Source organism: Nisaea sp., from assembly GCF_034670185.1.
Classification (GTDB): Bacteria; Pseudomonadota; Alphaproteobacteria; order Thalassobaculales; family Thalassobaculaceae; genus Nisaea.
Genome location: NZ_JAXMNY010000001.1, coordinates 1,772,621 through 1,794,024, shown reverse-complemented (window position 1 = coordinate 1,794,024; position 21,404 = coordinate 1,772,621). Strand labels below are relative to the sequence as shown.

Here is a 21,404-nt window from a genome sequence, read left to right as displayed (position 1 = left end):
TGCGGTTATTTCGGTGACGGCAGTTTCCAGGTCGAGGTTGCCATGGCGGCGAGCTTGTCGTCTTCGCCGAACAGCCGGGACTCAAGAAAGCAAAGCGACCGCCCGCGCCGCAGGACCCGGCCTTCGCAGGTAGCCATGCCGCCGGTCAGCGGCCGCATATACTGCACTTTCATCTCAAGCGTGGCGCCGCCGGTGCCCGTTATATGTTTCAGCAGATGGCCCATGGAGATATCCATGACCGTGGCGATGGCACCGCCATGCAGGCTGCCCTGGGGATTGAACAGGAAATCCTCGACGGGAAAGCGGACCCGGCAGAGCTCTTCTTCATATTCGAAACCGAGATCCAGCAACCGCGCCAGAAAGAAGGTCTCGAACTCCTGGCGGTAGGTTGCAAGCGCGGTCTCGAACCGCGCGCGTGCGCGCTCTTCGTTCATATCAAGTGTATCCTTTTGAGTGGCTATCTTCGGGCAGGCACTGGCGATATCCAGTTTGCGGTGATCCATACCAGCGTTGATGAACCCGATACAGTCTCTATCGATGAACTCGCGGCAACCGGCCGGACGCGTGCTTCAAGCACTTTGGTCTCGCTCGGACTCCCGACCGAGCGCCAGGACTTTCAAGTTGAATAGGGTTAACGCCAATCCGCTTTGCAATTGATTCTGCCTGAGTCGGTGTGTTTTGGCCGTTCAGATGGGCCGAAAGTGCCGCTCCAGTGCGGTTTTTTGCCACTTTTTGGCCACGCTTATTGGCTGTGTTGTTCACATCAGATTTAACGCGGGTTTCCGTAAGGCTTTGATTTAAAGGGATATTTAATTTGGTTCGGGCAAGTGTCGAAAATTAGCGGCGAATCTCGTGAGAAAACTCATATTTTTGAGCAATTCCGGGGCTTGCAGCGGGAACGAGAATCCCAGAGACTTCGGCCATCATCAACGGGAGATCAGTTCATGAATAAATCCGAACTCAGCGCAGCGGTTGCTACCAAAACCGGCCTCACCCAGTCTCAGGCCGAAGCAGCGGTCAATGGTGTGATCGACGCGGTAACCGATACGCTGAAGAGCGGTGGCGATGTCCGTCTTGTCGGCTTCGGCACCTTCTCCGTTTCCGAGCGCGCTGCGACCACTGGCCGTAACCCGCGGACCGGCGAAACCATCAATATTGCCGCGTCCAAGCAGGCGAAGTTCAAAGCCGGTCAGGCTCTGAAAACCGCTGTTAACGGCGGCTGATTCTTCCTTCGATCCGGGCGCGGCGTTAGCCGCGCCCGGATCGTTTCGGATCAGATCCCCCCAACCGCCCGCGAGGCGGTTTTTTTGTGCCCGCGATTTGGACGGCCGTTTCTGTCAGTCCTTGAACGGTTCTTCTTCTCCGTCTGGAACTGAGACGCGGAAGACATTCAGGTTTGCCGAGATCATTGCGTAATAGCCCGCAAGGGTGACGAGATCCGCCATGCCCCGGTCGCCGATGCGCGCATGGGTGTCGGCATAGGTTTCGTCCGAAACATCGCCCGCCTGCATCAACTCAGCGACAAATTTCTGAATTGAACCGAGGTCGGGATTGTCCGCCGGTGCCTCACCACGCTTGATGGCGGCAATCTCATCCGGTGTCATGCCTTCCTTCAGGGCGATCTGCTCATGTGCCCACCATTCGTATTGGGAGCGCCAGTGTTTCGCGACGGTAAGGATCGCAGCTTCCCGCATTGCGCCGGAGAGTGAGGATTCGAACCGCAGCTTCACGCCGAGCGCCTGTGCGGCTTCTCCGGTCTCCGGCGTGTGTAGCCAGGCATTGAATGGACCGCGCAATGCACCGCTCTGCTCCATCATGTCGATGCCCGGGCCTGATTTGAAACGCACGCCCCCGGTGATTGCTTCATAGAGTTCGGCCTGTTTCGGAGCGAGATTGCCGGGGGTAAGTTTAGGAAGGCGGTCCATCAGAAAAGTCTCCGGAGAACTGGTGCGGACAGGAGGGTCGGTTCAGACGATGGACGATAAATCGGCTTAAAGGGAAGGGAGCACTCGGCATTGCTTTCGTGCCGAAAGCCGAAGCTGAGAAGGCTCCTTTAGGCCGGAGCTCTCATGGCAGAGGTCACAGCTCCCAGTTCCACGGGCGAGCCGTTTGGTTAAACATGTAGACTCAGTTTCAAATTTGGAAAGGCAACAATATGCCCCAAGCGTCAGCCCACCCGGGAGACCCTCACTTCATCACGCGAAGCGGATGGTTGCGCGCAGCCGTGCTTGGCGCAAATGACGGGGTCGTTTCCGTCTCCTCTTTGATCGTCGGGGTGGCGGCGGCCGATCCCGATCCAAGCACCGTCATAATAGCTGGAATTGCGGGCCTCTCGGCAGGCGCGATGTCGATGGCTGCAGGCGAATACGTATCCGTGTCTTCGCAGTCGGACGTGGAACGGGCAGACATCGCTCGGGAAACCGAGGCGTTGCAGGATCTTCCGGACGAGGAGCTTGCGGAGCTCGCGGCCCTCTATCGAGAGAAAGGGCTCAGTCCGGAGACAGCCCTTTTGGTTGCAAAAGAACTCACCGAGAAAGATGCGCTTGGCGCCCATGTGCGGGACGAGCTGGGGCTGTCGGAAGTACACGCGGCCAACCCGCTCCAAGCTGCGATCACTTCGGGCCTGACGTTCTGTGTCGTGGCGGCGATCCCGCTGTTGGCCGCCTTTTTCGCACCCGCAGATTCGATTGTTCCTGTTGTCCTTGTTGTTACTGTGATCGCTTTAGCCGCTCTAGGCGCTTCGGGAGCGAAAGCGGGAGGGGCGCCCGTTTTGCGCGCCACTTTGCGTGTGATGGTTTGGGGCGTATTTGCAATGGCTGTCACGGCCGGCGTCGGCTGGCTTTTCGGTGTCAGCGTCTGAATGTGGCCCGCATCGCTAATTACGCTGTCCGTTTAATGAGAAACCGATTGGGTGAGGGGTAGGCCGGTTCTCTTTGCCTCACACGTACCGGAACACCAGCAGCCCGAAGACAATTGCAATCCCCAGCGGGACCCAAAGCAATGTGCTGACAAGCCCGAGCCATGCCAGGAAAATAAACGCGCTCCCGAGCAGCCAGATGAACAGTCGATCGCCGCGCGTTGTCGTCAACCCAAGCACGCCGTCGCGCGGGGCACCGCCGGGATTGCGCAGCTCCAGCATGGTCATGGTGCCGAGGCAGCAGGCGATGAAGATGAAGAAGGCGGCGGTGGGCCAGGTCCAGGCCATCCAGCTTAGTCCCATGAGCTGTCTCCTTCCTAGACCCGCCCGAGGGCGAAGCCCTTGGCGATGTAGTTGCGGACGAAATAGATCACGAAGGCGCCCGGGATGATTGTCAGCGTACCCGCCGCGGCCAATAACCCGAGCTCGTAGCCTGACGAACTCGCTGTCTTGGTCATGGTCGCCGCGATGGGTTTCGCGTCGACCGCAGTCAGGGTCTTGGCTAGCAGTAACTCGACCCAGGAGAACATGAAGCAGAAGAAGCAGGCGACGCCAATCCCGGCGGCGATGGTCGGCACGAAGATTTTCAGGAAGAAGCTCCAGAAGGAATGCCCGTCCACGTAAGCCGTCTCGTCCAGCTCGCGCGGCACGCCCGACATGAACCCTTCGAGGATCCAGACAGCGAGCGGGATGTTGAAGAGCGTGTGGGCCAGCGCCACGGCGATGTGTGTGTCGAACAGGCCGACAGCCGAATAGAGCTGGAAGAAGGGCAGGGCGAAGACCGCCGGCGGGGCCATCCGGTTGGTCAGCAGCCAGAAGAACAGGTGTTTGTCGCCGATGAAGCGGTAGCGCGAGAAGGCATAGGCTGCGGGCAGCGCGACCGCGACCGAGATCGCCGTGTTCAGGGTCACATAGGTGATCGAGTTCACATAGCCCATGTACCAGGTCGGGTCGGTGAAGATGGTGATGTAATTGTCGAGCGTGAACTCCTGCGGATAGAGCGTGAAGCTGCCTAGGATCTCGTTCGTGGTTTTGAACGACATGTTGATCAGCCAGTAGATCGGCAGCATCAGGAACAGGATATAGAGGCTCGGTACCAGCCAGCCGGCGGTTTTCTTCGCGTTCATGTCACTGTTCCTCGTTCCGCATCATCACGGTGTAGAAGACCCAGCTCAGCGCCAGGATAATCAGGAAGTAGACCAGCGACATCGCCGCCGCCGGGCCGAGATCGAACTGGCCGAGGGCGATCTTCACCAGATCGATGGAGAGCAGGGTGGTCGAGTTACCCGGCCCGCCGCCGGTGAGCACGAAGGGCTCGGTATAGATCATGAAGCTGTCCATGAAGCGCAGCAGGAAGGCGATGGTCAGGACCCGCTTCAGTTTTGGCAGCTGGATGAAGCGGAAAATCGCCCAGCCTCCGGCGCCGTCGATCTTGGCCGCTTGATAATAAGCGTCGGGGATCGAGCTCAGGCCTGCATAGGCCAGCAGCACCACGAGCGAGGTCCAGTGCCAGACATCCATCAGGATCAGCGTGAACCAGGCATCGCCGGGCTGTCGGGTGAAATTGAAGTCGAACCCGATGGCATTCAGCATATGTCCGAGGAAGCCGATATCCGGCAGTGCGAAGATGTTCCACATGGCGCCGACCACGTTCCAGGGGATCAGGAGCGGCAGGGCCATCAGCACCAGGCAGACGGAAACCCAGGGACCCTTGCGCGGCATGGTCAGAGCGATGGCGACGCCGAGCGGCATTTCGATGGCGAGGATGCTGGCGGTGAAGATGGCCTGCCGTCCGAGGCTGGCATGGAAGCGTTCGGATTGCAGGATGTCCTGGAACCAGATCACTCCGGCCCAGAAAAACTCGTTGTTCCCGAAGGTCTCCTGCATCGAGTAATTGACCACGGTCATCAGCGGGATGATCGCGTTGAAGGCAACCAGCGCGAAGACCGGAAGGACGAAGAACCAGGCTTTGTTGTTCTGCAACTTGTTCATGCTTCCGCTCCTCCGGCCACCAGCCAGCCGTCGCGATAGACCCGTGTCCGGTCTGCGCGGAAGGACAGGGTTGTTTTCCCGGTTGGGATCTCCACGCCTTCATTGACTAGCAGTTTCACCGGCATGTTGCCGACCCGTGTTTCAACGATCTGGTAGCGGCCGCTGTCGCTGACCTTGACCACGTCGGCGGCAATGCCGTCCCCGGATTTACCGTCTGGAACGAGGGCGACGAATTCCGGCCGTATACCAAGGCGAAGTGCCCCTTCAGCCCCGTCCTTCACCGCGCCGGCATTGCTTGTCGCGACGGGCTGGCCGTGCAGGAATGCCTGACCGCCCTTTACCTCGCAGTCGAGGATGTTCATGCCCGGCGAGCCGATGAAATGACCGACGAATTCGTGGCCCGGTGTCTCGAACAGCTCAACCGGCGTGCCGATCTGCACCACCTGGCCGACATTCATCACCACCACCTTGTCGGCGAAGGTCAGGGCCTCGGTCTGGTCGTGTGTAACGTAGACCATGGTCCGCTTAACCCGTTGGTGCAGCTCCTTCAGCTTGGAGCGGAGCTGCCATTTCAGGTGCGGATCGATCACTGTAAGGGGCTCGTCGAACATGATCACGTTCACGTCGGAGCGGACCAGCCCGCGGCCGAGGGAGATCTTCTGTTTACCGTCGGCGGTCAGGCCCGAGGCGCGGTTCATCAGGGTGTCTTCGAGATCGATCATGGCCGCGATCTCACGGACCTTGGCATCGACCTCCGCTTCCGGGACGCCGCGATTGCGCAACGGGAAAGCCAGATTGTCGTAGACGCTCATGGTGTCGTAGACGACCGGAAACTGGAACACCTGCGCGATATGACGCTGATCCGGAGCAAGCCCCGTGACATCCTTTTCGTCGAACAGAACCTTGCCGTGACTTGGTGTCAGCAGGCCGGAGATGATATTCAGGAGCGTGGTCTTGCCGCAGCCGGACGGGCCGAGCAGGGCATAGGCGCCGCCATCCTCGAAGGTGAAGTCGAGCTGTTGCAGCGCATAGTCTTCGGGTCGCTCCGGGTTTGGCCCGTAAGCGTGCCGGAGATCGTCGAGGGTGATCTTCGCCATCGTCTCTCTCCTAAGCTCGCGCCGAGGCGGCGGCAGCCAGCGCGCCGTCTGGAGCAAAATACATGGCCTGCGCGAAATCGGCGTGCAGGTGGGCTTCGGCGCCGACTTCGAAGGCGTGAATGCCGTGAGACTGGGAAACCCAGGTTTTCCCGCCCTTGGCGAAATGGATGATGCTTTCCGAGCCGCTGAGTTCGGTCACCATGACCCGGCCGGAAACCGGCACCGGGTCCGCGCCTGTCGCGGCAGTAGTCACGAAATGTGGCCGGATGCCCAGTGTGTAGGGACCGTCCGAAAGAGAAGAGGCGGGGCCATTGGCAACCCAGCGTGCGCCCTCGGCATCGGTGAAGTGATCGCCTTGTTTCTCGCAGGACATCACGTTGATAGGCGGATCGGAAAAGACCTGGGCGCTGAGCAGGCTGTTGGGCTTGCGGTAGATCTCGCGGGTCGGCCCGAACTGGGTCACGGCACCCTCGAATAGCGTCGCGGTATTGCCGCCGAAGAGGAGAGCCTCGGTCGGCTCCGTCGTTGCATAGACCACGATGCAGTTGCGGTCAGCGAAGAGGCGCGGCAGCTCGTCCCGCAATTCCTCGCGCAGTTTGAAGTCTAGGTTCGCCAGCGGCTCGTCCAGCAACACCAGGTCCGCGTCCTTGACCAGAGCACGGGCAATCGCGGTGCGCTGCTGCTGACCGCCGGAAAGGGCGCCGGGCAGGCGGTCCAGCATCGGGGTCAGGCGCAGCAGCTCGGCCATCTCGCCGACCCGCTTGCGGATCAGGTCGTCCGGCGCGCGCGCCACCCGGAGCGGGGAGGCGATATTCTCAAAGACCGTGTAGTTCGGATAATTGATGAACTGCTGATAGACCATCGAGACGTTGCGTTGCTGCACGGGCATGCCGGTGACATCCCGGCCATCGAACCAGATCTCGCCTTCCAGCGGGCGTTCGAGGCCCGCCATCAACTGCATGAGTGTGGTTTTGCCAGCGAGCGTGGAGCCGAGCAGGATGTTGAAACTGCCGGGATCGCACGTCAGGTCGGTCGGGTGGATATGCACCGCGTTACCGACACGCTTGGTTACGCCTTTGAGTGTAAGTGTCATGGCCTCTCGAGAGGTCGGCGGATGATCGCGCGGGCCGTCCCGGCGATTCCGCAATGTCTGGAACTTTAGAAAAAATCCGGGGCCGGATCGAGGGATGCGGCCCCGGAGGAGTGAAGTCTCCGAGTTAGGGAGAGCGGTCCTAGTTCTGAGACCAGCGTTTCACCAGCTCATCGTAGGAAACTGTTTCGCCCTTCGGCTTCTCGTTGGCGAGAGCCGCTTTCGCGCCACCCTTGCCGAGCCATGCGGACGGGTCTTTCTCTTCGTTCAGGCGGGGGCCACAACCGCCATAGGTGTTGTTTGCCTTGTCCGCGCGTTCCATGCGCGCCATCACCTGATCCATCTCGCTGGCGAGACGATCCATAGCTTCCTGCGGGGTGAAGGCACCGGAATTGACGTCACCGATCTGCTGCCACCAGAGCTGGGCCAGTTTCGGATAGTCAGGCACGTTCACGCCGGTAGGCGACCAGTTCACCCGGTCGGGCGACCGATAGAACTCGACCAGACCACCGAGCTTTGGTGCCCGTTCGGTGAAGGATTTGTCGTTGATGTCGCTATCCCGGATGATGGTCAGGCCGACATGGCTCTTCTTGAGAGACACAGACTTCGAGACCACGAACTGGGCGTAGAGCCAGGCTGCCTTGCGGCGATCGACCGGTGTGGACTTGAACAATGTCCAGGAGCCGGCATCCTGATAGCCGAGTTTCTGGCCTTCTTCCCAGTACGGGCCGTGCGGGGACGGGGCCATGCGCCAGAGCGGCACACCGTTATCGTCTACAGTGTTGTTGCCGTCGGCCTTGGACGCGACCATGGAAGCTGTGAAGGCGGTGTACCAGAAGATCTGCTGGGCGACATTACCTTGGCTGAGGGCCGGCAGCGACTGATAGAAATCGTAGTCGGCCGCACCCGGAGGTGCATATTTACGAAGCCATTCATCCCATTTGCGGATGGCATAGACAGCCGCCGGACCGTTGGTTCCGCCACCACGGGTGACGGACGCGCCGGCCGGGTTACAGGAGCCTTCCTCCATCCGGATGCCCCACTCGTCGATCGGACGGCCGTTCGGCAGACCTTTCGAGCCGGCACCGGCCATGGAGAGCCATGCATCGGTCATACGCCAGCCGAGATCGGGTGCGCGTTTGCCGTAATCCATATGGCCGTAGATGCGAACGCCGTCGATTTCCTTCACATGTTCGGTGAAGAATTCGGCGATGTCTTCATAGGCAGACCAGTTCACCGGAACGCCCAGCTCGTAGCCGTACATTTTCTTGAATTGGGCTTTCAGCTCCGGCTTGCTGAACCAGTCGTAGCGGAACCAGTAGAGGTTCGCGAACTGCTGGTCGGGCAGCTGGTAGAGCTTGCCGTCCGGGCCGGTGGTGAAGGACTTGCCGATGAAATCGTCGATGTCGAGCGTCGGCAGCGTGACGCCTTTGCCCTCTCCGGCCATCCAGTCCGTGAGGTTGACGGCGAGCTGCAGACGCGCATGGGTGCCGATCAGATCGGAATCGTTGATGTAGGCGTCGTAGAGGTTCCTGTTCGTCTGCATCTGCGTCTGAACGGCCTGAACGACTTCGCCCTCGCCAAGCAGCTGATGGTTCACCTTGATGCCGGTGATTTCCTCGAACGCCTTGGTCAGGGTTTTGGATTCGTATTCGTGAGTCGGAATGGTCTCCGACAGGACATTGATTTCCATGCCCTTGAACGGCTCGGCCGCCTTGATGAACCACTCCATCTCGGACTTCTGGGCGTCCTTGGAGAGAGTGGATGGCTGGAACTCGCTATTGATCCATTTTTCGGCTTCTGCCATGCCCGCCTTTGCGACGTTTGGCACAGCGAGAAGAGCCGTGACCGCAACTGCGGCCATCAGTGTCTTCTTCATCTTTTCCTCCCAGCTTGAAAGCTTTTATGACTATCAAACGAAAAAAAGTGAAGGTCAAGTGATGCTGATTGAATGTCCGTAAAATGCCGTCAACGTTGAGGGCGGGGTAGTGTCTCTCAGGGCTGGCTGGTTTATAAAAATATTAATTAAAATAGATAATTAGCTTTTTATATGGCTATCGTAATTAGCGTGATCACTGTAATGACGTAGAAAATTTTGTATGCAAAGCTTCTCTGGAAATCGAAAGAAAACGAATGTAGGATAATTTTGGGCGCGAAAGCTGCCTTGGTGTGTTTTCATATGAACATTCAGGCAGTGATTCCAGCGGCTGAATTTTTCGATCGAAGGTAAGTGAAAGGACGCGAGATGGATGCGGTTTCGCCACGGCAGACCGATATCCTGAGAATGGCCCGGCAATCCGGGCGTGTTGGGGTTGACGATCTCGCGCTTCAGTTCGACGTGACTCCTCAGACCATTCGCAAGGATCTGAACGAAATCTGTGATGCCGGCCTGCTGCAGCGGGTGCATGGCGGTGCGGTATATCCGTCCGGTGCGATCAATTACGCCTACGATGCGCGGCGCTCGCTCGCGGCCGAGGAAAAACGCCGGATCGGCGCGGTTGCGGCAGCGCTGATTCCGGACAACAGTTCAGTCATTCTGAATATCGGGACCACCACGGAACAGGTCGCCTTTGCTTTGCGTGAGCGTGAAGGCCTGATGGTGATCACGAACAACATCAACGTCGCGAACATCCTGCGGGAATCGCCGTCCACGGAAGTCATTATCGCAGGCGGTCTGGTGCGGCGGACGGACGGCGGTATCGTCGGCGAAGCGACCGTTGATTTCATTCGCCAGTTCAAGGTCGATCACGCCGTAATCGGGGCGTCCGCGATCGACGAGGATGGCGCCATCCTCGATTACGACTACCGCGAAGTCCGCGTTGCGCAGGAAATCATCCGGCACGCGCGGCGGACCATCCTCGTCGCCGATCACATGAAATTCGATCGCAACGCGCCGGTCCGCATCGGGCACCTCAGCGACATCGATGTCCTGGTGACCGACGCCGATGTACCGGAGAGCGTTCAGGAGCTTTGCGCGCTCCACGGCGTGACAATTGCCAGCGCGCCCGGGGCGCCGGGCGAAAATGATCCAAGCTGAGAAGGGTTCTCCAATGTATGACATCGCCGTAATCGGTGGCGGTATCAATGGATGCGGCATTGCCCGGGATGCGGCCGGGCGCGGCTATTCAGTCTGCCTTGCGGAGATGTCCGACCTTGCCAGCGGAACCTCTTCCTGGTCGACCAAACTGATCCATGGCGGTCTGCGCTATCTTGAGCATTACGAATTCCGGCTGGTCCGCGAGTCCCTGAGGGAGCGGGAGGTGCTCTGGGCCATGGCGCCGCATATCGTGCGCCCGATGCGGTTTGTCCTGCCGCACCATTCCGGCCTGCGCCCGGCCTGGCTGCTCCGGCTTGGCCTGTTTCTTTACGATCACCTTGGTGGGCGGAAGCTGTTGCCGCCCACCCGAGTGCTGAATTTGACGTCGGATGAAGCGGGCGAGCCGCTCAAAGCGGCATTCCGGAAAGGCTTTGAATATTCCGATTGCTGGGTGGACGATGCTCGTCTGGTGGTGCTGAACGCACGCGACGCTGCGAACCGTGGTGCGGATATCCACACCCGCACACAGGTTGTTAAGGCGGTTCGCGAAGAGGGGCATTGGCGGGTGACGCTGCGCGATCTTCGCACCGGGGCCGAGCGGGATATCGAGGCACGGTTGCTGGTCAATGCCGCCGGGCCATGGGTCGACCGGGTGCTGGGCGAAACCTTCGGGCACAACGAGGCTCGAAATGTCCGGCTGGTGCAGGGCAGTCATATCGTCGTGCCAAAGCTCTACGATCATGACCGGAGTTATATTTTCCAGAATTCCGATGGCCGGATCTTCTTCGCCATTCCCTACGAGCGCGATTTCACCCTGATCGGAACCACCGACCGGGACTATCAGGGTGATCCCGCAAAAGTGGCGATCACGCCGGAGGAATCAGCTTATCTGTGCGCTGCCGCCGGTGAGTATTTCAAACGGCAGGTCTCGGTTGAGGATATCGTCTGGACCTATTCCGGCGTGCGCCCCTTGTTTGACGACGGCGCCTCGAAAGCACAGGAGGCGACCCGGGATTACGTGCTTCGTGAGGAGGGTGAGACCGAGGATGGCGTGTTGGTGAACATCTTCGGCGGCAAGCTGACGACCTACCGGCGGCTCGCCAACTCGGTCATGAAAAAGATCGAGGCTGCTCTTGGCTCGAAAGGGCCGGAATGGAGCGGATCGGAACCGCTGCCCGGTGGCGATTTTCCGGTGCTGGAATTCACAGCCAGACTCCAGGCCCTGAAGAATAAGTACCCGTTTCTTGATGACGGCACGGCTCTTCGTATTGAACGCCAGTATGGGACATTGGCAGAAACGATTCTCAGAGATGCAAAGGCGCTCTCGGATCTTGGACGGGATTTCGGTGCCGGTCTGACGGAAGCAGAAGTGCGTTACCTGATGAACCGGGAATGGGCAGCGACCGCAGAGGATATCCTGTGGCGGCGCAGCAAGCTGGGGCTCCGGCTTTCGAAGGCGGAAGCCGATGTGCTGGAAGCCTATATGACGGAAGTTTCCTCTCGCGCGGCGTGAGTAATTTTATTACATAAACGAGTTGCAACAGGGGCTGTTTCTTATCAATGTTGCGGCAATCCGGCGTTCTGTCCGGACCACTCATCCGGGAGCCTACTCATGTTGGGTCCGAAAGCGGGTGGCCTTAGCGCCGCCTTCTACGGGAACGCTTATATTTTGCTCGCACTAACCACGTTGATGTGGGGCGGGAATGCGGTTGCGGGACGGCTTGCTATCGATGAAGTTTCACCGATGGCTCTGGTTCTGCTGCGCTGGGCCGGCGTTGTGATTCTGATGGGCATCGTTTCTCGTAAGAAGGTGTTGGCGGAATGGCCCGTATTGCGGGAGCGATTCTGGTTCCTGTTCGCTCTCGGTACTCTCGGTTTCACCATGTTCAACGGGCTGTTCTACGTTGCCGCCCATTCCACGGTGGCGATCAATATGGGCATCCTGCAGGGCTCCATTCCGGTCTTCGTATTGATCGGTGCACTGCTCGCCTACGGCACGCGGGTTTCCCTGGTGCAGTGCGGCGGCGTACTGCTGACCATGGTCGGTATCATTCTGATTGCCTCCCATGGAGAGTTGGAGCGACTTGCGGCGCTCGCGTTCAACCACGGTGACCTGCTGATGGTGATGGCCTGCGCTCTCTATGCCGGATACACGGTGGCGCTGCGGAAGCGGCCAAACGTTTCTGGTATCGCCATGTTCACCATCATGGCAGCCGCAGCCTTTATTACCGCGCTGCCGCTGGCTGCGCTCGAGGCGTACGCAGGTGATTTCCAGTGGCCGACGCTGAAGGGCTGGGGAATCGTGTTGTTCGTTACCCTGTTCCCGTCCTTCCTGGCGCAAATCTTCTTCCTGCGCGGTGTTGATCTGATCGGCCCGGGCCGGGCCGGGGTCTTCGTCAATCTTGTGCCTGTCTTCGCGGCAGGGCTCGCCGTGGTGGTGTTGGGCGAAGTCTTCGCCTGGTATCATGCCGCCGCGCTCGTCCTTGTCCTGGGCGGTATTGCGCTGGCGAACCGGACGAAGAGCTGAAATCGGCGCCAGCGGGCTTGCCCTTTTCGGATGACGGCGTATGACTGGGCGAAATATGACATTTCCCGGTCAGGAACCGGAAGCGAGGAGAGACCCTTGAGCGCACATCCCGTCACCGTCGTTGATCATCCGCTTGTCCAGCACAAGCTGACCATCATGCGCAAGGCCGACACGGCTACCTCCAAGTTCAGGCATCTGCTGAAGGAAATCGCACATCTTCTGGCCTATGAGGTGCTGCGAGATCTGGATGTCGAGACCGTCGAGATCGAAACCCCGCTGGAAACCATGATGGCCCCGCGCCTTGAGGGGAAGAAGCTCTGCTTCGTCTCGATCCTGCGCGCCGGGAACGGGCTGCTTGACGGTATGCTTGAACTGGTGCCGTCGGCACGGGTGGGACATATCGGTCTCTATCGTGATCCGAAGACGCTGGAGCCAGTCGAATATTACATGAAGCTGCCGGAACATCGGGACGAACGGCTCTTCATCGTCGTTGATCCGATGCTGGCGACCGGTAACTCCGCTGTCGCAGCCATCGAGCGGCTCAAGGCCGCAGGTGCAACGAACATCAAGTTCGTCTGCCTGCTGGCCGCGCCGGAAGGCATCGAAACCTTCCAGAAAGCATTGCCGGACGTACCTGTCTTCACCGCTTCCATCGACCGGCAACTGAACGAGAAGGGCTATATCATGCCCGGTCTCGGCGATGCCGGAGACAGGATGTACGGCACCAAGTAGCTGAAGCGATCCGATTGGGGCGGAGAGCATGACATCACCGAAGCCTTTGGCCGGACGGCGGGTTCTTGACCTGACCAATGTGCTGGCGGGACCGTTCTGCTGTCATCAGCTCGCCCATCTCGGGGCCGAAGTGATCAAGGTCGAAGTGCCGGGAACCGGCGATCTGGCCCGTCAGCTCGGTGCCGACAGGGAGCTGAACGAGGCTCTCATGGGAGTCTCCTTCCTGGCCCAGAATGCGGGCAAGCGCTCCATCACCCTCAATCTGAAGTCCGAGGATGGAAAGGCTGTGTTTCGCCGTCTTGTCGCCGGGGCGGATGTTGTGGTCGAGAATTTTCGGCCCGGTGTGATGCAGCGCCTCGGGCTCGGCTTCGAGGTGCTGAAACAGTCCCGCTCAGATCTTGTTTACTGCGCGATTTCCGGCTTTGGGCAGGACGGGCCGATGCGCGATCTGCCGGCCTATGACCAGATCATCCAGGGCATGTCGGGTGTCATGAGCATTACCGGCGCGCCGGATACCGCGCCGTATCGCGTTGGCTTCCCGGTTGCGGACACCATCGGCGGACTGACCGCGGCGATGGCGATTTCCGCGGCACTGGCGGAGAAAAACCGGACGGAGCCCCGCTTCATCGATGTTGCCATGCTCGAGTCCGTGCTCGCGACCATGGGATGGGCGGTGTCCAATTTCCTGATTGCCGGACGGCCGCCGCAGCCTCTCGGAAATGACAATGTGACGGCAAGCCCATCGGGGACGTTCGAGACGCGGAACGGACTGCTGAATATCGCGGCCAACAAGCAGGAGCAGTTCGAGGCTGCCTGCCGCATCCTGAACCGTGAGGCGCTGATATCCGACCCGCGTTTTGCCACTCGGTCTGCCCGTCTGGAAAACCGGGTTGCTCTGGCGGCCCTCCTGACGGAAGCATTCACGCAGGACGATGCGGCGGCGTGGGAGGTCCGGCTGAACGAAGCCGGTGTGCCGGCCGGCCGCGTGTTGACGGTTCCTGAAGTCCTGGCCGTGCCGCAGGTCGCTGACCGGGGGCTGGTAGAGACCTTCGAAAAGGTTCCGGGTGTTGGTCGGGATGTCAGTATCGTTGTTCCGGGCGTGAAGATAGACGGTGAGGCGCCGCGCGTGGCCGCTCCGCCACCAGAGCTTGGCGCGCAGACCAATGAGATCCTTACGGAACTGGGTTATTCTTCCGGCGAGATTGAAAATCTGAAGGATAGCGGCGCAGTCTGAGGCGCATCGCCACCAAAGGGACGAGCATGAGAACCGCACTGATCGTCATCGATATGCAGCTCGGATCCTTCACGCCCTATTCCGCCCGCCACGACACGCTGGGAACTGTTGAACGCATCAACCTGCTGGCGGCAAAGGTCCGCGCGCGTGGGATGCCTGTTATCTTTGTGCAGCATGACGGCCCGGTGGGCGATCCGCATCATCCGGATGCGCCCGGCTGGCATCTTTTGCCGGAACTGGACCAAGCTCCGGCCGATATGGTCGTGCGCAAGACGTCCTGTGACGCGTTTCTTGAGACCGGTGTCGAGAGCCTGCTGGAACAGGAGAATATCGAGCAGGTTATCGTGACGGGATGCGCATCGGATTTCTGTATCGACACCACGATCCGGTCGGCGCTAGCCCGGCGCTACGCGACACTGGTCCCGTCCGATGGGCATACAACTGCGGACCGGCCATACTTATCCGCCGCGAAAATTATCGAGCATCACAACGCGGTCTGGTCCGACTTCCTGTCTCCGATCGGCCCCGCAAGGGTGATCCCTGCCGCAGAAATCGAGCTGGCGTGACCTTCAGGCCTTCTGGGCCTGCCAGTCTTTCAGGGTCGCGTGAGCGTGGTCCTTGCTTGCCATTGTTTCGTCATGCCCCTCGCGCTTAGCGGTTAACTCGATGACATATCCGTTAGGGTCGCGAAAATAGATCGAGTCGATGAAGCCGTGATCGGCGACGCCCCTTGTCTCGATTCCCGCGTCTTTTCCCTTTTGATGCATGGTTTTCAGATCGTCCGGCGAGACTTCGAGCGCGATGTGCAGATCGAAATCATGCTGCTCCTTGAACTCGAAAGGCCGGTCGGGTGCTTCGAAGAAGGCAAGGGCCGAGCCGTCGTCCATTTGATAGAAGGAGTGCAGTGTGCCGGTCGCCCGTCCGCTCTTGGTTTCCTTGATCTCGAAGGCATGGACCAGCGGCAACCCGAGGAAATCCTCGTAGAAAGCCCGCGTTTCCTCGGAATCACGGCAGCGATACGCGTTGTGGTGAAGCCCTTTGATCATTGCGTCCTCCCGACCTTTACAGCATGGCAATTTATTGCCCCGTCCTTAATATCAGCCATCGATAGATGTTTTTCGACGGGTTGTGCCAGAACAGATCGTTTTCTCAGCAGAACAATAGCTGAGATCTTTTCTAAATCGCGGAATTTAACCCCACGCTAAGGAACATGCCTTTATTCTTGTGGGGTGAAGTTGGAGAGTGCTTTGTTCCTGACCATTGGTATCGAGGATACCGATGTGCGAGAACCTTTAAGATTCTCGGAGCAGGTGATGAATCGAGAGAAAGACTCTTTCTTGGTAAGTGATGAACTGGATGAAGAGAGGGCTCGACTTGAGGCGTTCGCCGACGTCTCAAACGGTTGGTTCTGGGAGACGGACGAGAACCATTGCTTCATCTATATGTCCCGCTCGGTGGAGCGGTTAGCAGGAAGACCGCCGGAATGGCACTACGGTAAGTCTCGCGCGGAAGTTGGTGGCGGCAACGTGCAGCCCGAAGCTTGGCAGGCCCACCTCGATAATCTGGCTGCCAGACGTCCATTCGAGAATTTCATTCTGCATAGACCTACATCGTACGGCGAGCTCTGGCTGAGGACGAACGGCGCCCCTCGTTTTGATGCCGAGGGATCCTTCCTTGGCTATCGCGGTTTCGCGTCGAACATTACTGCGGAAATTATGGTCCGCCGTGAAGCTGGGCTCCTGAAAGAAGCGGTTCTGCAGATCACGGAGCCGTTTGTGCTCTGGGGACCGGACGATTGTCTGGTCGTCTGCAACGATGCCTACATAAAGCTGAACCAGAACTTCGCCTCCATGCTGGTCCCGGGAATTGCTTTCGAGGACGTTCTTCGCGCCGTTGCCTATGAAGGTCATGTAATGGATGCGATCGGGCGAGAAGAAGAATGGATCGTTCAGAGACTTGAGACGCACCGGTTGCCGGAACACTCACACTATCTGCAGTTGTCGGGCGACCGGCACATGATGATTCATCAGCAGAAACTCTCCAATGGCGCCGTCGCGTGGTTCGGTCTGGATATTACGCAACTGAAGCAAGCCGAGCGCCGGGCGGAAGAGGCACACAGGCAATTGACCGACGCAATTGAGGCGCTGCCGGACGGTTTCTGCCTTTACGATTCCGACGATCGACTTGCTCTGTTCAATTCCCATTACGCGACCTTCATGGAAGCTTTCGGTGTGAAAGCCGAAGTCGGGCTCAGCTACGAGGATGGGTTACGCAAGGCTGCCGCTTCCGGGTTGTTCAATATCGCGGAGGGTGCGCAGGAAGAATGGATAGAGAAACGGTTGGCACTGCATCGTTCGCCAGATGTCGTACGGTTCGATCGAGCATTCAAAGATGGCTGGGCGCGGGCAATCGAGAGCACGACGAGCGACGGCAGCAGAGTTGGGCTTCGGATCGATATTACTGAATTGAAGGAGCAGGAGGCAGAACTGCGCCGCGCCCGTGAGGTGGCCGAGATTGCGACCAGCGCAAAGTCGATGTTCCTGGCTAACATGAGTCACGAGCTTCGTACGCCCCTCAATGGAGTTATTGGGCTCAGCCGATTGCTCGCCGAAACGCAGCTTGATGAAAAGCAGCGCGACTATATGGAGAAGATCGAGGCGTCATCCGAAAGCTTGCTGTCCATCGTCAAGGACGTTCTGGATTTCTCCAAGATCGAGGCCGGTGAAATGACCCTTGAGGCCGTCGATTTTGGCCTTGATGTCGAGCTCCGGAGAATCAGTGACGTGATGGCGTTGCGGGCCGCTGAAAAAGGCTTGGACTTCCGGATCGATGTCGATCCTGACACACCGATGAATCTCAAGGGAGATCCGGTCCGCATAGGTCAGATCCTTCTGAACTTCCTCAGCAACGCCGTGAAGTTTACCGAACGGGGCGAGGTTGTCCTCTCCATTGATACAGAGGCCATCGCGGATGGCACTGCTACCTTGCATTTCGCTGTCCGGGATACCGGCGTGGGAATGACTGACCAGCAGGCCGCGAATGTTTTCAAATCCTTTACTCAGGCTGATCCTTCGACCACGCGGCGCTTTGGCGGCACCGGGCTCGGCCTTTCAATCAGCCGGTCGCTCGCCGATCTGCTGGGTGGTGAGATTTGGGTCGAGAGCATTCCGGGTAAAGGCAGCACGTTTCACCTCAGATTACAGGCCGCGATCGGGACCGCTACCACCCCTTACCAGGTCAAGGCGTTTGAGTGTCTCAAGGGAAAACGCGTCCTTGTGGCCGATAACAGTGAAACGGCCCGGGTGTTGATGCACGAGATGCTGTCCCGGATGGGGATCGAGGCGCATGTCGTCGAGGGCGGCGCGGAAGCAATAGCCGCCGCTGCCGACAGTGGGCCGTTCGATGCCTTTCTGATCGATTACATGATGCCGGATGTCGACGGCCTGATGGCATGCCGGAGTATTTGCGAGGCTGCCGAGGCTAGAGGCATAGGTAAGCCCCGGATTTTGATTGTTTCGGCCGATGAAACTGACCTTCTGAAAAATGCTGCGCGTGAGGCTGGGGCGATGGGCGTTTTGACGAAACCCTTAAATGCTTCGGTCCTGTTCGATGGCGCCGCTCTTCTGTTCGATAAAACAGACCTCGTGACCGGGAAGAAAGGTCAGTCCGTTCCCGTTGATGGATTGAGGGGGCTGCGGGTGTTGCTGGTTGAGGATAACGCGATTAATCGGGAGATTGCAGAGGCAGTTCTCGGCAAGGCTGGCATCAACATCACACAGGCGGAGAACGGGGTGGTGGCGTTGAACCTGCTGAGAGCCGGGGGGCGAGGGACCTTCGACGCCGTCCTGATGGATATTCAGATGCCTGTCATGGACGGGTATGCGGCGACGGAAATCATCCGGGAAGATCCGGAATTTGATGATTTACCCATTATCGCAATGACTGCAAATGCGATGGCGAACGAAAGGGAGAAATGCTTCGCTGTCGGCATGCAGGATCATGTCGCGAAGCCAATCGACAACAAGAAATTGTTCGCTGCTCTCTGGAAGTGGTGCAACATTGGCGATGAAGGTTCGATGCTTGTTACTAACGGTGGAGCGAAGCATTTTAATGTACAGGCGGGTTTGGAAGAGGGTGCCGTGAACAAAGAGAACAACCAAACCGCTCTGACGTCAGACGACCTTGCAAAGCGCTATGAGCCGCTTGCTGAGATGATCGGCGACGCCTCCATGGTGGGCCGTTTCCTCGCCCAGTTCCGGGAAAGTTTTTCGGATGCGCGGTCGGTCTTTGCCGGGCATGTCGATGCGGGCGATAACGAGAATGCGCATCGCTACGCTCACCAGATCAAGGGCGTTGCGGGCAATTTGCGGCTGAACGATATCTTCGAGCAATCGAAACTGGTTGAGAGTTGCTTCAAGGACGCGGGTTCATCCACGGCGGTGTGCGCCGACGTGTTGGAAGAGTTGCTGAGCCTGATCGAGGCCGAAATGCTCCTGATCGACCGGCATTTGATCGAAAACGCTTAAGTTTCGAAAGAAATCAACCTCTTGTACAGATGCCAGGTCGCGTGCCCGAGAACGGGAAGGGTGACCAGCAGGCCAAGAAAAGCCGGAAGCATCGACAGATAGAGGGTCAATCCGATAATGGCTGCCCAGCCGATCATGACGAGCGGACTCATCGTGACGGTCTTGAAGCTGGTGATCATCGCGGTGATGAAATCATGCTCCTGCTCCAGCAGGAGCGGGAAAGAAATGACGGTGGCTGAAAACAGGATCAGCGCGAGCACGGCTCCGAAAGCGTGGCCGAGAATAAGAAACGCGAGGCCGTCATAGGTGGTCAGGATCACGGTCAGGAAACCGTCAAAACTTGTAAATGACTGAAAACCGAGAAAAATCGCGAGAAGAACGCGGACCTGATACATCCACATGATCAGCATGAACATGGTCACGAAAGCCATCCAGCCGATCTCGCGCCGCCGTTGAGCGAAGATGACGTCAAGAACGTCTCTCCATACCAGATCCTGACCCGCGGAGAGCCGCCTGCTGACCTCGTACAGTCCGACGGCGGCAAACGGCCCAATCAGGGAAAAGCCCACTGCGGTCGGGTAAGCAAGATAGGACAGCCCCAGCGCCCAGGTCATGGCCAGGATGGCTATGCCGCCGAGAGCGAAAAAGCCTCCGAAGAACAATCCGAATCCCGGAGCTTTCAGAAAATCCTTCCAGCCATCGCTCAACGCGGCTCTGAGGTCGGCAACCGTGCCGGCCCGAATGACTATTTTCGGAGGGTACGTCGTTTCGGATGTCATGCTCAGTCCTCCCATTATGCTTTTTCCCGTGATTCTAGGCTTTCCCGAGGCATAGAGGAAGGGGCCGGGAGATACCGCTTGTGCAGCGTCCGGATTAGTCTCGTTCCTGAATGTTGTTGCTCCGCGAACGCAATCTCTTGACCGCTTGCCAATTGCGGATATTTTGTTTGCGAAACGCAATTTCGCAAAAGTGCGATGCCATCAATAAGTCGCACTTTGCAAAGGGGTCCGGACCACAAGTCATCGTGAAACCGGGCCACCAGGGAGCCTAAAGGAGGATTTTCATGGGCATTACTCTGCATTCATTCCGGCGTGCTGCGCTCGCCGGAGCTGCTTTCACCGTCGCTTTTGCCGGTACAGTCATGGCCGATGCCAAGCTGCCGAGCCAGTTGGCCTGGACGGCTTACGGCACCGGTACAGCCGGTTACAATCAGTCTGTCGCTATCGGCGGCGCGCTGAAAACCAAGCTTGGCGTTAACCTGCGTGTCCTGCCGGGCAAGAACGACGTTTCCCGGACCGAGCCGCTGCGCCAGAAGAAGGTTCAGTTCTCCGCGACGGGTGTTGGCGCCAGCTTCATGGCCCAGGAAGGCGCCTTTGATTTCGGTTCCAAGCGTTGGGGGCCGCAGCCGGTCCGCGCACTGATGATGAACAATGGTGCCATCGGCCTCGCTGTTGGTGTTGCCAACGACATCGGTGTCAAGGAATACAAGGACCTGAAGGGCAAGCGCGTTGCCTGGGTCAAGGGCTCGCCGTCCCTGAACGTCAACACCGAGGCCTATCTCGCCTTTGGCGGCCTGACCTGGGATGATGTTGAAAAGGTCGAGTTCGGTGGCTTTGGGGCTTCCTGGGCCGGCATGGTGAATGGCCAGGTCGACGCGGCCTTCGCCTCCACCAGCTCCGGCAAGGCGTACGAGCTGGAAGCCAGCCCGCGTGGTCTGCTGTGGCCGCCGGTCCCGGCGAGCGATGCGGACGGCTGGTCACGCATGACCAAAATCGCGCCGTTCTTCCAGCCGACCATGGCTAGCGTCGGCGCCACCATCAAGAAAGAAAACCCGATTGCGACTGCCGCTTATCCGTATCCGGTCCTGATCGCCTATCCGGATCAGGATGAAGACCTCGTCTACAATATGACCAAGGCGATGGTTGAGCTGTTTGACGATTATGCCGGTAAGGCACCGGGCATCAATGGCTGGGCGCTGGACAAGCAGAATCTAAAATGGGTCGTGCCGTATCACGCTGGCGCCGTCAAATTCTACAAAGAGGTTGGCAAATGGGGTGACGCCGAAGAGGCGCACAACAACGGTCTTCTGAAGCGTCAGGACGTTCTGCAGAAGGCTTGGGCTGACTTCCTCGCCAAGAATGTTGCCGAAGACGTTTGGGCTGCCGAATGGCGCACTTCTCGTCATGCGGCACTGAATGCCGCCGGTCTCGACGCGGTATTCTAAGTCCAACAACCTTCCTTTAACGTCAGGG

At 58.8% G+C, this 21,404-nt stretch carries 20 protein-coding genes; 10 read left to right on the top strand and 10 right to left on the bottom strand.

What is annotated here, in order from left to right; translation table 11 throughout:
* Positions 1-5 precede the first annotated feature (5 nt).
* A complete protein-coding gene (locus tag VOI22_RS08530; RefSeq protein ID WP_323796081.1) occupies positions 6-434 on the bottom strand; it encodes a PaaI family thioesterase in 429 nt (142 codons plus the stop codon).
* A gap of 453 nt (positions 435-887) precedes the next feature.
* Here VOI22_RS08530 and VOI22_RS08525 point away from each other — a divergent pair, with 453 nt between their 5' ends.
* The gene (locus VOI22_RS08525) at positions 888-1,223 is read left to right on the top strand and encodes an HU family DNA-binding protein (protein ID WP_169721159.1); all 336 of its coding nucleotides are present in this window, start codon (positions 888-890) and stop codon (positions 1,221-1,223) included.
* Between the two features lie 114 nt (positions 1,224-1,337).
* Here the strand turns inward: VOI22_RS08525 and VOI22_RS08520 are convergent, their stop codons facing one another.
* Entirely contained in the window at positions 1,338-1,925 is a 588-nt protein-coding gene (locus tag VOI22_RS08520) for a carboxymuconolactone decarboxylase family protein (protein WP_323796080.1), read from the bottom strand.
* 287 nt (positions 1,926-2,212) lie between these two features.
* Here VOI22_RS08520 and VOI22_RS08515 point away from each other — a divergent pair, with 287 nt between their 5' ends.
* Positions 2,213-2,860 carry a VIT family protein gene (locus tag VOI22_RS08515; protein ID WP_416366120.1) on the top strand — a complete coding sequence of 216 codons (648 nt, stop codon included), beginning with the start codon at positions 2,213-2,215 and terminating at the stop codon, positions 2,858-2,860.
* Positions 2,861-2,938: 78 nt separating this feature from the next.
* Here VOI22_RS08515 and VOI22_RS08510 read toward each other — a convergent pair whose 3' ends face one another.
* From VOI22_RS08510 to VOI22_RS08485, 6 genes are all read right to left on the bottom strand, one after another.
* Positions 2,939-3,220, bottom strand: coding sequence for a DUF2160 domain-containing protein (locus VOI22_RS08510; RefSeq protein ID WP_323796078.1), 282 nt, complete (start codon positions 3,218-3,220; stop codon positions 2,939-2,941).
* 14 nt (positions 3,221-3,234) lie between these two features.
* Positions 3,235-4,044 (bottom strand): carbohydrate ABC transporter permease, encoded by an 810-nt coding sequence (locus VOI22_RS08505; RefSeq protein ID WP_323796077.1) that lies wholly within the window; start codon positions 4,042-4,044, stop codon positions 3,235-3,237.
* Position 4,045: 1 nt separating this feature from the next.
* Positions 4,046-4,909 (bottom strand): sugar ABC transporter permease, encoded by an 864-nt coding sequence (locus VOI22_RS08500; protein ID WP_323796076.1) that lies wholly within the window; start codon positions 4,907-4,909, stop codon positions 4,046-4,048.
* Positions 4,906-6,006 carry an ABC transporter ATP-binding protein gene (locus tag VOI22_RS08495; RefSeq protein ID WP_323796075.1) on the bottom strand — a complete coding sequence of 367 codons (1,101 nt, stop codon included), beginning with the start codon at positions 6,004-6,006 and terminating at the stop codon, positions 4,906-4,908. Before VOI22_RS08495 ends, VOI22_RS08500 begins: the two co-directional genes overlap by 4 nt.
* A 10-nt stretch (positions 6,007-6,016) precedes the next feature.
* Positions 6,017-7,099 carry an ABC transporter ATP-binding protein gene (locus VOI22_RS08490; RefSeq protein ID WP_323796074.1) on the bottom strand — a complete coding sequence of 361 codons (1,083 nt, stop codon included), beginning with the start codon at positions 7,097-7,099 and terminating at the stop codon, positions 6,017-6,019.
* 139 nt (positions 7,100-7,238) lie between these two features.
* Positions 7,239-8,975: an ABC transporter substrate-binding protein gene (locus VOI22_RS08485; RefSeq protein ID WP_323796073.1), complete on the bottom strand. Its 1,737-nt coding sequence runs from the start codon at positions 8,973-8,975 to the stop codon at positions 7,239-7,241.
* Positions 8,976-9,341: 366 nt separating this feature from the next.
* On the opposite strand from VOI22_RS08485, the gene VOI22_RS08480 reads away from it, so the two are divergent.
* The 6 genes from VOI22_RS08480 to VOI22_RS08455 all read left to right on the top strand — a co-directional run bounded on the left by VOI22_RS08480 (position 9,342) and on the right by VOI22_RS08455 (position 15,192).
* Positions 9,342-10,133 carry a DeoR/GlpR family DNA-binding transcription regulator gene (locus tag VOI22_RS08480; RefSeq protein WP_323796072.1) on the top strand — a complete coding sequence of 264 codons (792 nt, stop codon included), beginning with the start codon at positions 9,342-9,344 and terminating at the stop codon, positions 10,131-10,133.
* A gap of 13 nt (positions 10,134-10,146) precedes the next feature.
* On the top strand, positions 10,147-11,646 hold the full coding sequence (glpD, locus tag VOI22_RS08475; RefSeq protein ID WP_323796071.1) for a glycerol-3-phosphate dehydrogenase: 1,500 nt from the start codon (positions 10,147-10,149) through the stop codon (positions 11,644-11,646).
* A 99-nt stretch (positions 11,647-11,745) separates the two neighbouring features.
* The gene (locus VOI22_RS08470) at positions 11,746-12,660 is read left to right on the top strand and encodes a DMT family transporter (protein ID WP_323796070.1); all 915 of its coding nucleotides are present in this window, start codon (positions 11,746-11,748) and stop codon (positions 12,658-12,660) included.
* Positions 12,661-12,756: 96 nt separating this feature from the next.
* Positions 12,757-13,392, top strand: coding sequence for a uracil phosphoribosyltransferase (gene upp, locus VOI22_RS08465; protein ID WP_323796069.1), 636 nt, complete (start codon positions 12,757-12,759; stop codon positions 13,390-13,392).
* 28 nt (positions 13,393-13,420) lie between these two features.
* Positions 13,421-14,626, top strand: a complete 1,206-nt coding sequence (locus VOI22_RS08460; protein ID WP_323796068.1) for a CaiB/BaiF CoA-transferase family protein — start codon at positions 13,421-13,423, stop codon at positions 14,624-14,626.
* Positions 14,627-14,652: 26 nt separating this feature from the next.
* On the top strand, positions 14,653-15,192 hold the full coding sequence (locus VOI22_RS08455; protein WP_323796067.1) for an isochorismatase family protein: 540 nt from the start codon (positions 14,653-14,655) through the stop codon (positions 15,190-15,192).
* A gap of 3 nt (positions 15,193-15,195) precedes the next feature.
* Here VOI22_RS08455 and VOI22_RS08450 read toward each other — a convergent pair whose 3' ends face one another.
* Entirely contained in the window at positions 15,196-15,672 is a 477-nt protein-coding gene (locus VOI22_RS08450) for a VOC family protein (protein ID WP_323796066.1), read from the bottom strand.
* A 291-nt stretch (positions 15,673-15,963) separates the two neighbouring features.
* Between VOI22_RS08450 and VOI22_RS08445 the strand changes: the two genes are divergently transcribed.
* Positions 15,964-19,152, top strand: coding sequence for a response regulator (locus VOI22_RS08445; RefSeq protein ID WP_323796065.1), 3,189 nt, complete (start codon positions 15,964-15,966; stop codon positions 19,150-19,152).
* On the opposite strand, the gene VOI22_RS08440 is transcribed toward VOI22_RS08445, so the two are convergent.
* Positions 19,149-19,931 (bottom strand): DUF2189 domain-containing protein, encoded by a 783-nt coding sequence (locus VOI22_RS08440; protein WP_323796064.1) that lies wholly within the window; start codon positions 19,929-19,931, stop codon positions 19,149-19,151. The two genes, VOI22_RS08445 and VOI22_RS08440, sit on opposite strands and share 4 nt — an antisense overlap.
* A gap of 284 nt (positions 19,932-20,215) precedes the next feature.
* Here VOI22_RS08440 and VOI22_RS08435 point away from each other — a divergent pair, with 284 nt between their 5' ends.
* The gene (locus tag VOI22_RS08435) at positions 20,216-21,376 is read left to right on the top strand and encodes a TAXI family TRAP transporter solute-binding subunit (RefSeq protein ID WP_323796063.1); all 1,161 of its coding nucleotides are present in this window, start codon (positions 20,216-20,218) and stop codon (positions 21,374-21,376) included.
* Positions 21,377-21,404: the final 28 nt, after the last annotated feature.

Coding starts and splice junctions, on each gene's coding strand:
- VOI22_RS08530 (WP_323796081.1), bottom strand. CDS start 434: ATGAACGAAGAGCGCGCACGCGCGCGGTTCGAGACCGCGCTTGCAACC.
- VOI22_RS08520 (WP_323796080.1), bottom strand. CDS start 1,925: ATGGACCGCCTTCCTAAACTTACCCCCGGCAATCTCGCTCCGAAACAG.
- VOI22_RS08510 (WP_323796078.1), bottom strand. CDS start 3,220: ATGGGACTAAGCTGGATGGCCTGGACCTGGCCCACCGCCGCCTTCTTC.
- VOI22_RS08505 (WP_323796077.1), bottom strand. CDS start 4,044: ATGAACGCGAAGAAAACCGCCGGCTGGCTGGTACCGAGCCTCTATATC.
- VOI22_RS08500 (WP_323796076.1), bottom strand. CDS start 4,909: ATGAACAAGTTGCAGAACAACAAAGCCTGGTTCTTCGTCCTTCCGGTC.
- VOI22_RS08495 (WP_323796075.1), bottom strand. CDS start 6,006: ATGGCGAAGATCACCCTCGACGATCTCCGGCACGCTTACGGGCCAAAC.
- VOI22_RS08490 (WP_323796074.1), bottom strand. CDS start 7,099: ATGACACTTACACTCAAAGGCGTAACCAAGCGTGTCGGTAACGCGGTG.
- VOI22_RS08485 (WP_323796073.1), bottom strand. CDS start 8,975: ATGAAGAAGACACTGATGGCCGCAGTTGCGGTCACGGCTCTTCTCGCT.
- VOI22_RS08480 (WP_323796072.1), top strand. CDS start 9,342: ATGGATGCGGTTTCGCCACGGCAGACCGATATCCTGAGAATGGCCCGG.
- glpD (WP_323796071.1), top strand. CDS start 10,147: ATGTATGACATCGCCGTAATCGGTGGCGGTATCAATGGATGCGGCATT.
- VOI22_RS08470 (WP_323796070.1), top strand. CDS start 11,746: ATGTTGGGTCCGAAAGCGGGTGGCCTTAGCGCCGCCTTCTACGGGAAC.
- VOI22_RS08460 (WP_323796068.1), top strand. CDS start 13,421: ATGACATCACCGAAGCCTTTGGCCGGACGGCGGGTTCTTGACCTGACC.
- VOI22_RS08455 (WP_323796067.1), top strand. CDS start 14,653: ATGAGAACCGCACTGATCGTCATCGATATGCAGCTCGGATCCTTCACG.
- VOI22_RS08450 (WP_323796066.1), bottom strand. CDS start 15,672: ATGATCAAAGGGCTTCACCACAACGCGTATCGCTGCCGTGATTCCGAG.
- VOI22_RS08440 (WP_323796064.1), bottom strand. CDS start 19,931: ATGACATCCGAAACGACGTACCCTCCGAAAATAGTCATTCGGGCCGGC.
- VOI22_RS08435 (WP_323796063.1), top strand. CDS start 20,216: ATGGGCATTACTCTGCATTCATTCCGGCGTGCTGCGCTCGCCGGAGCT.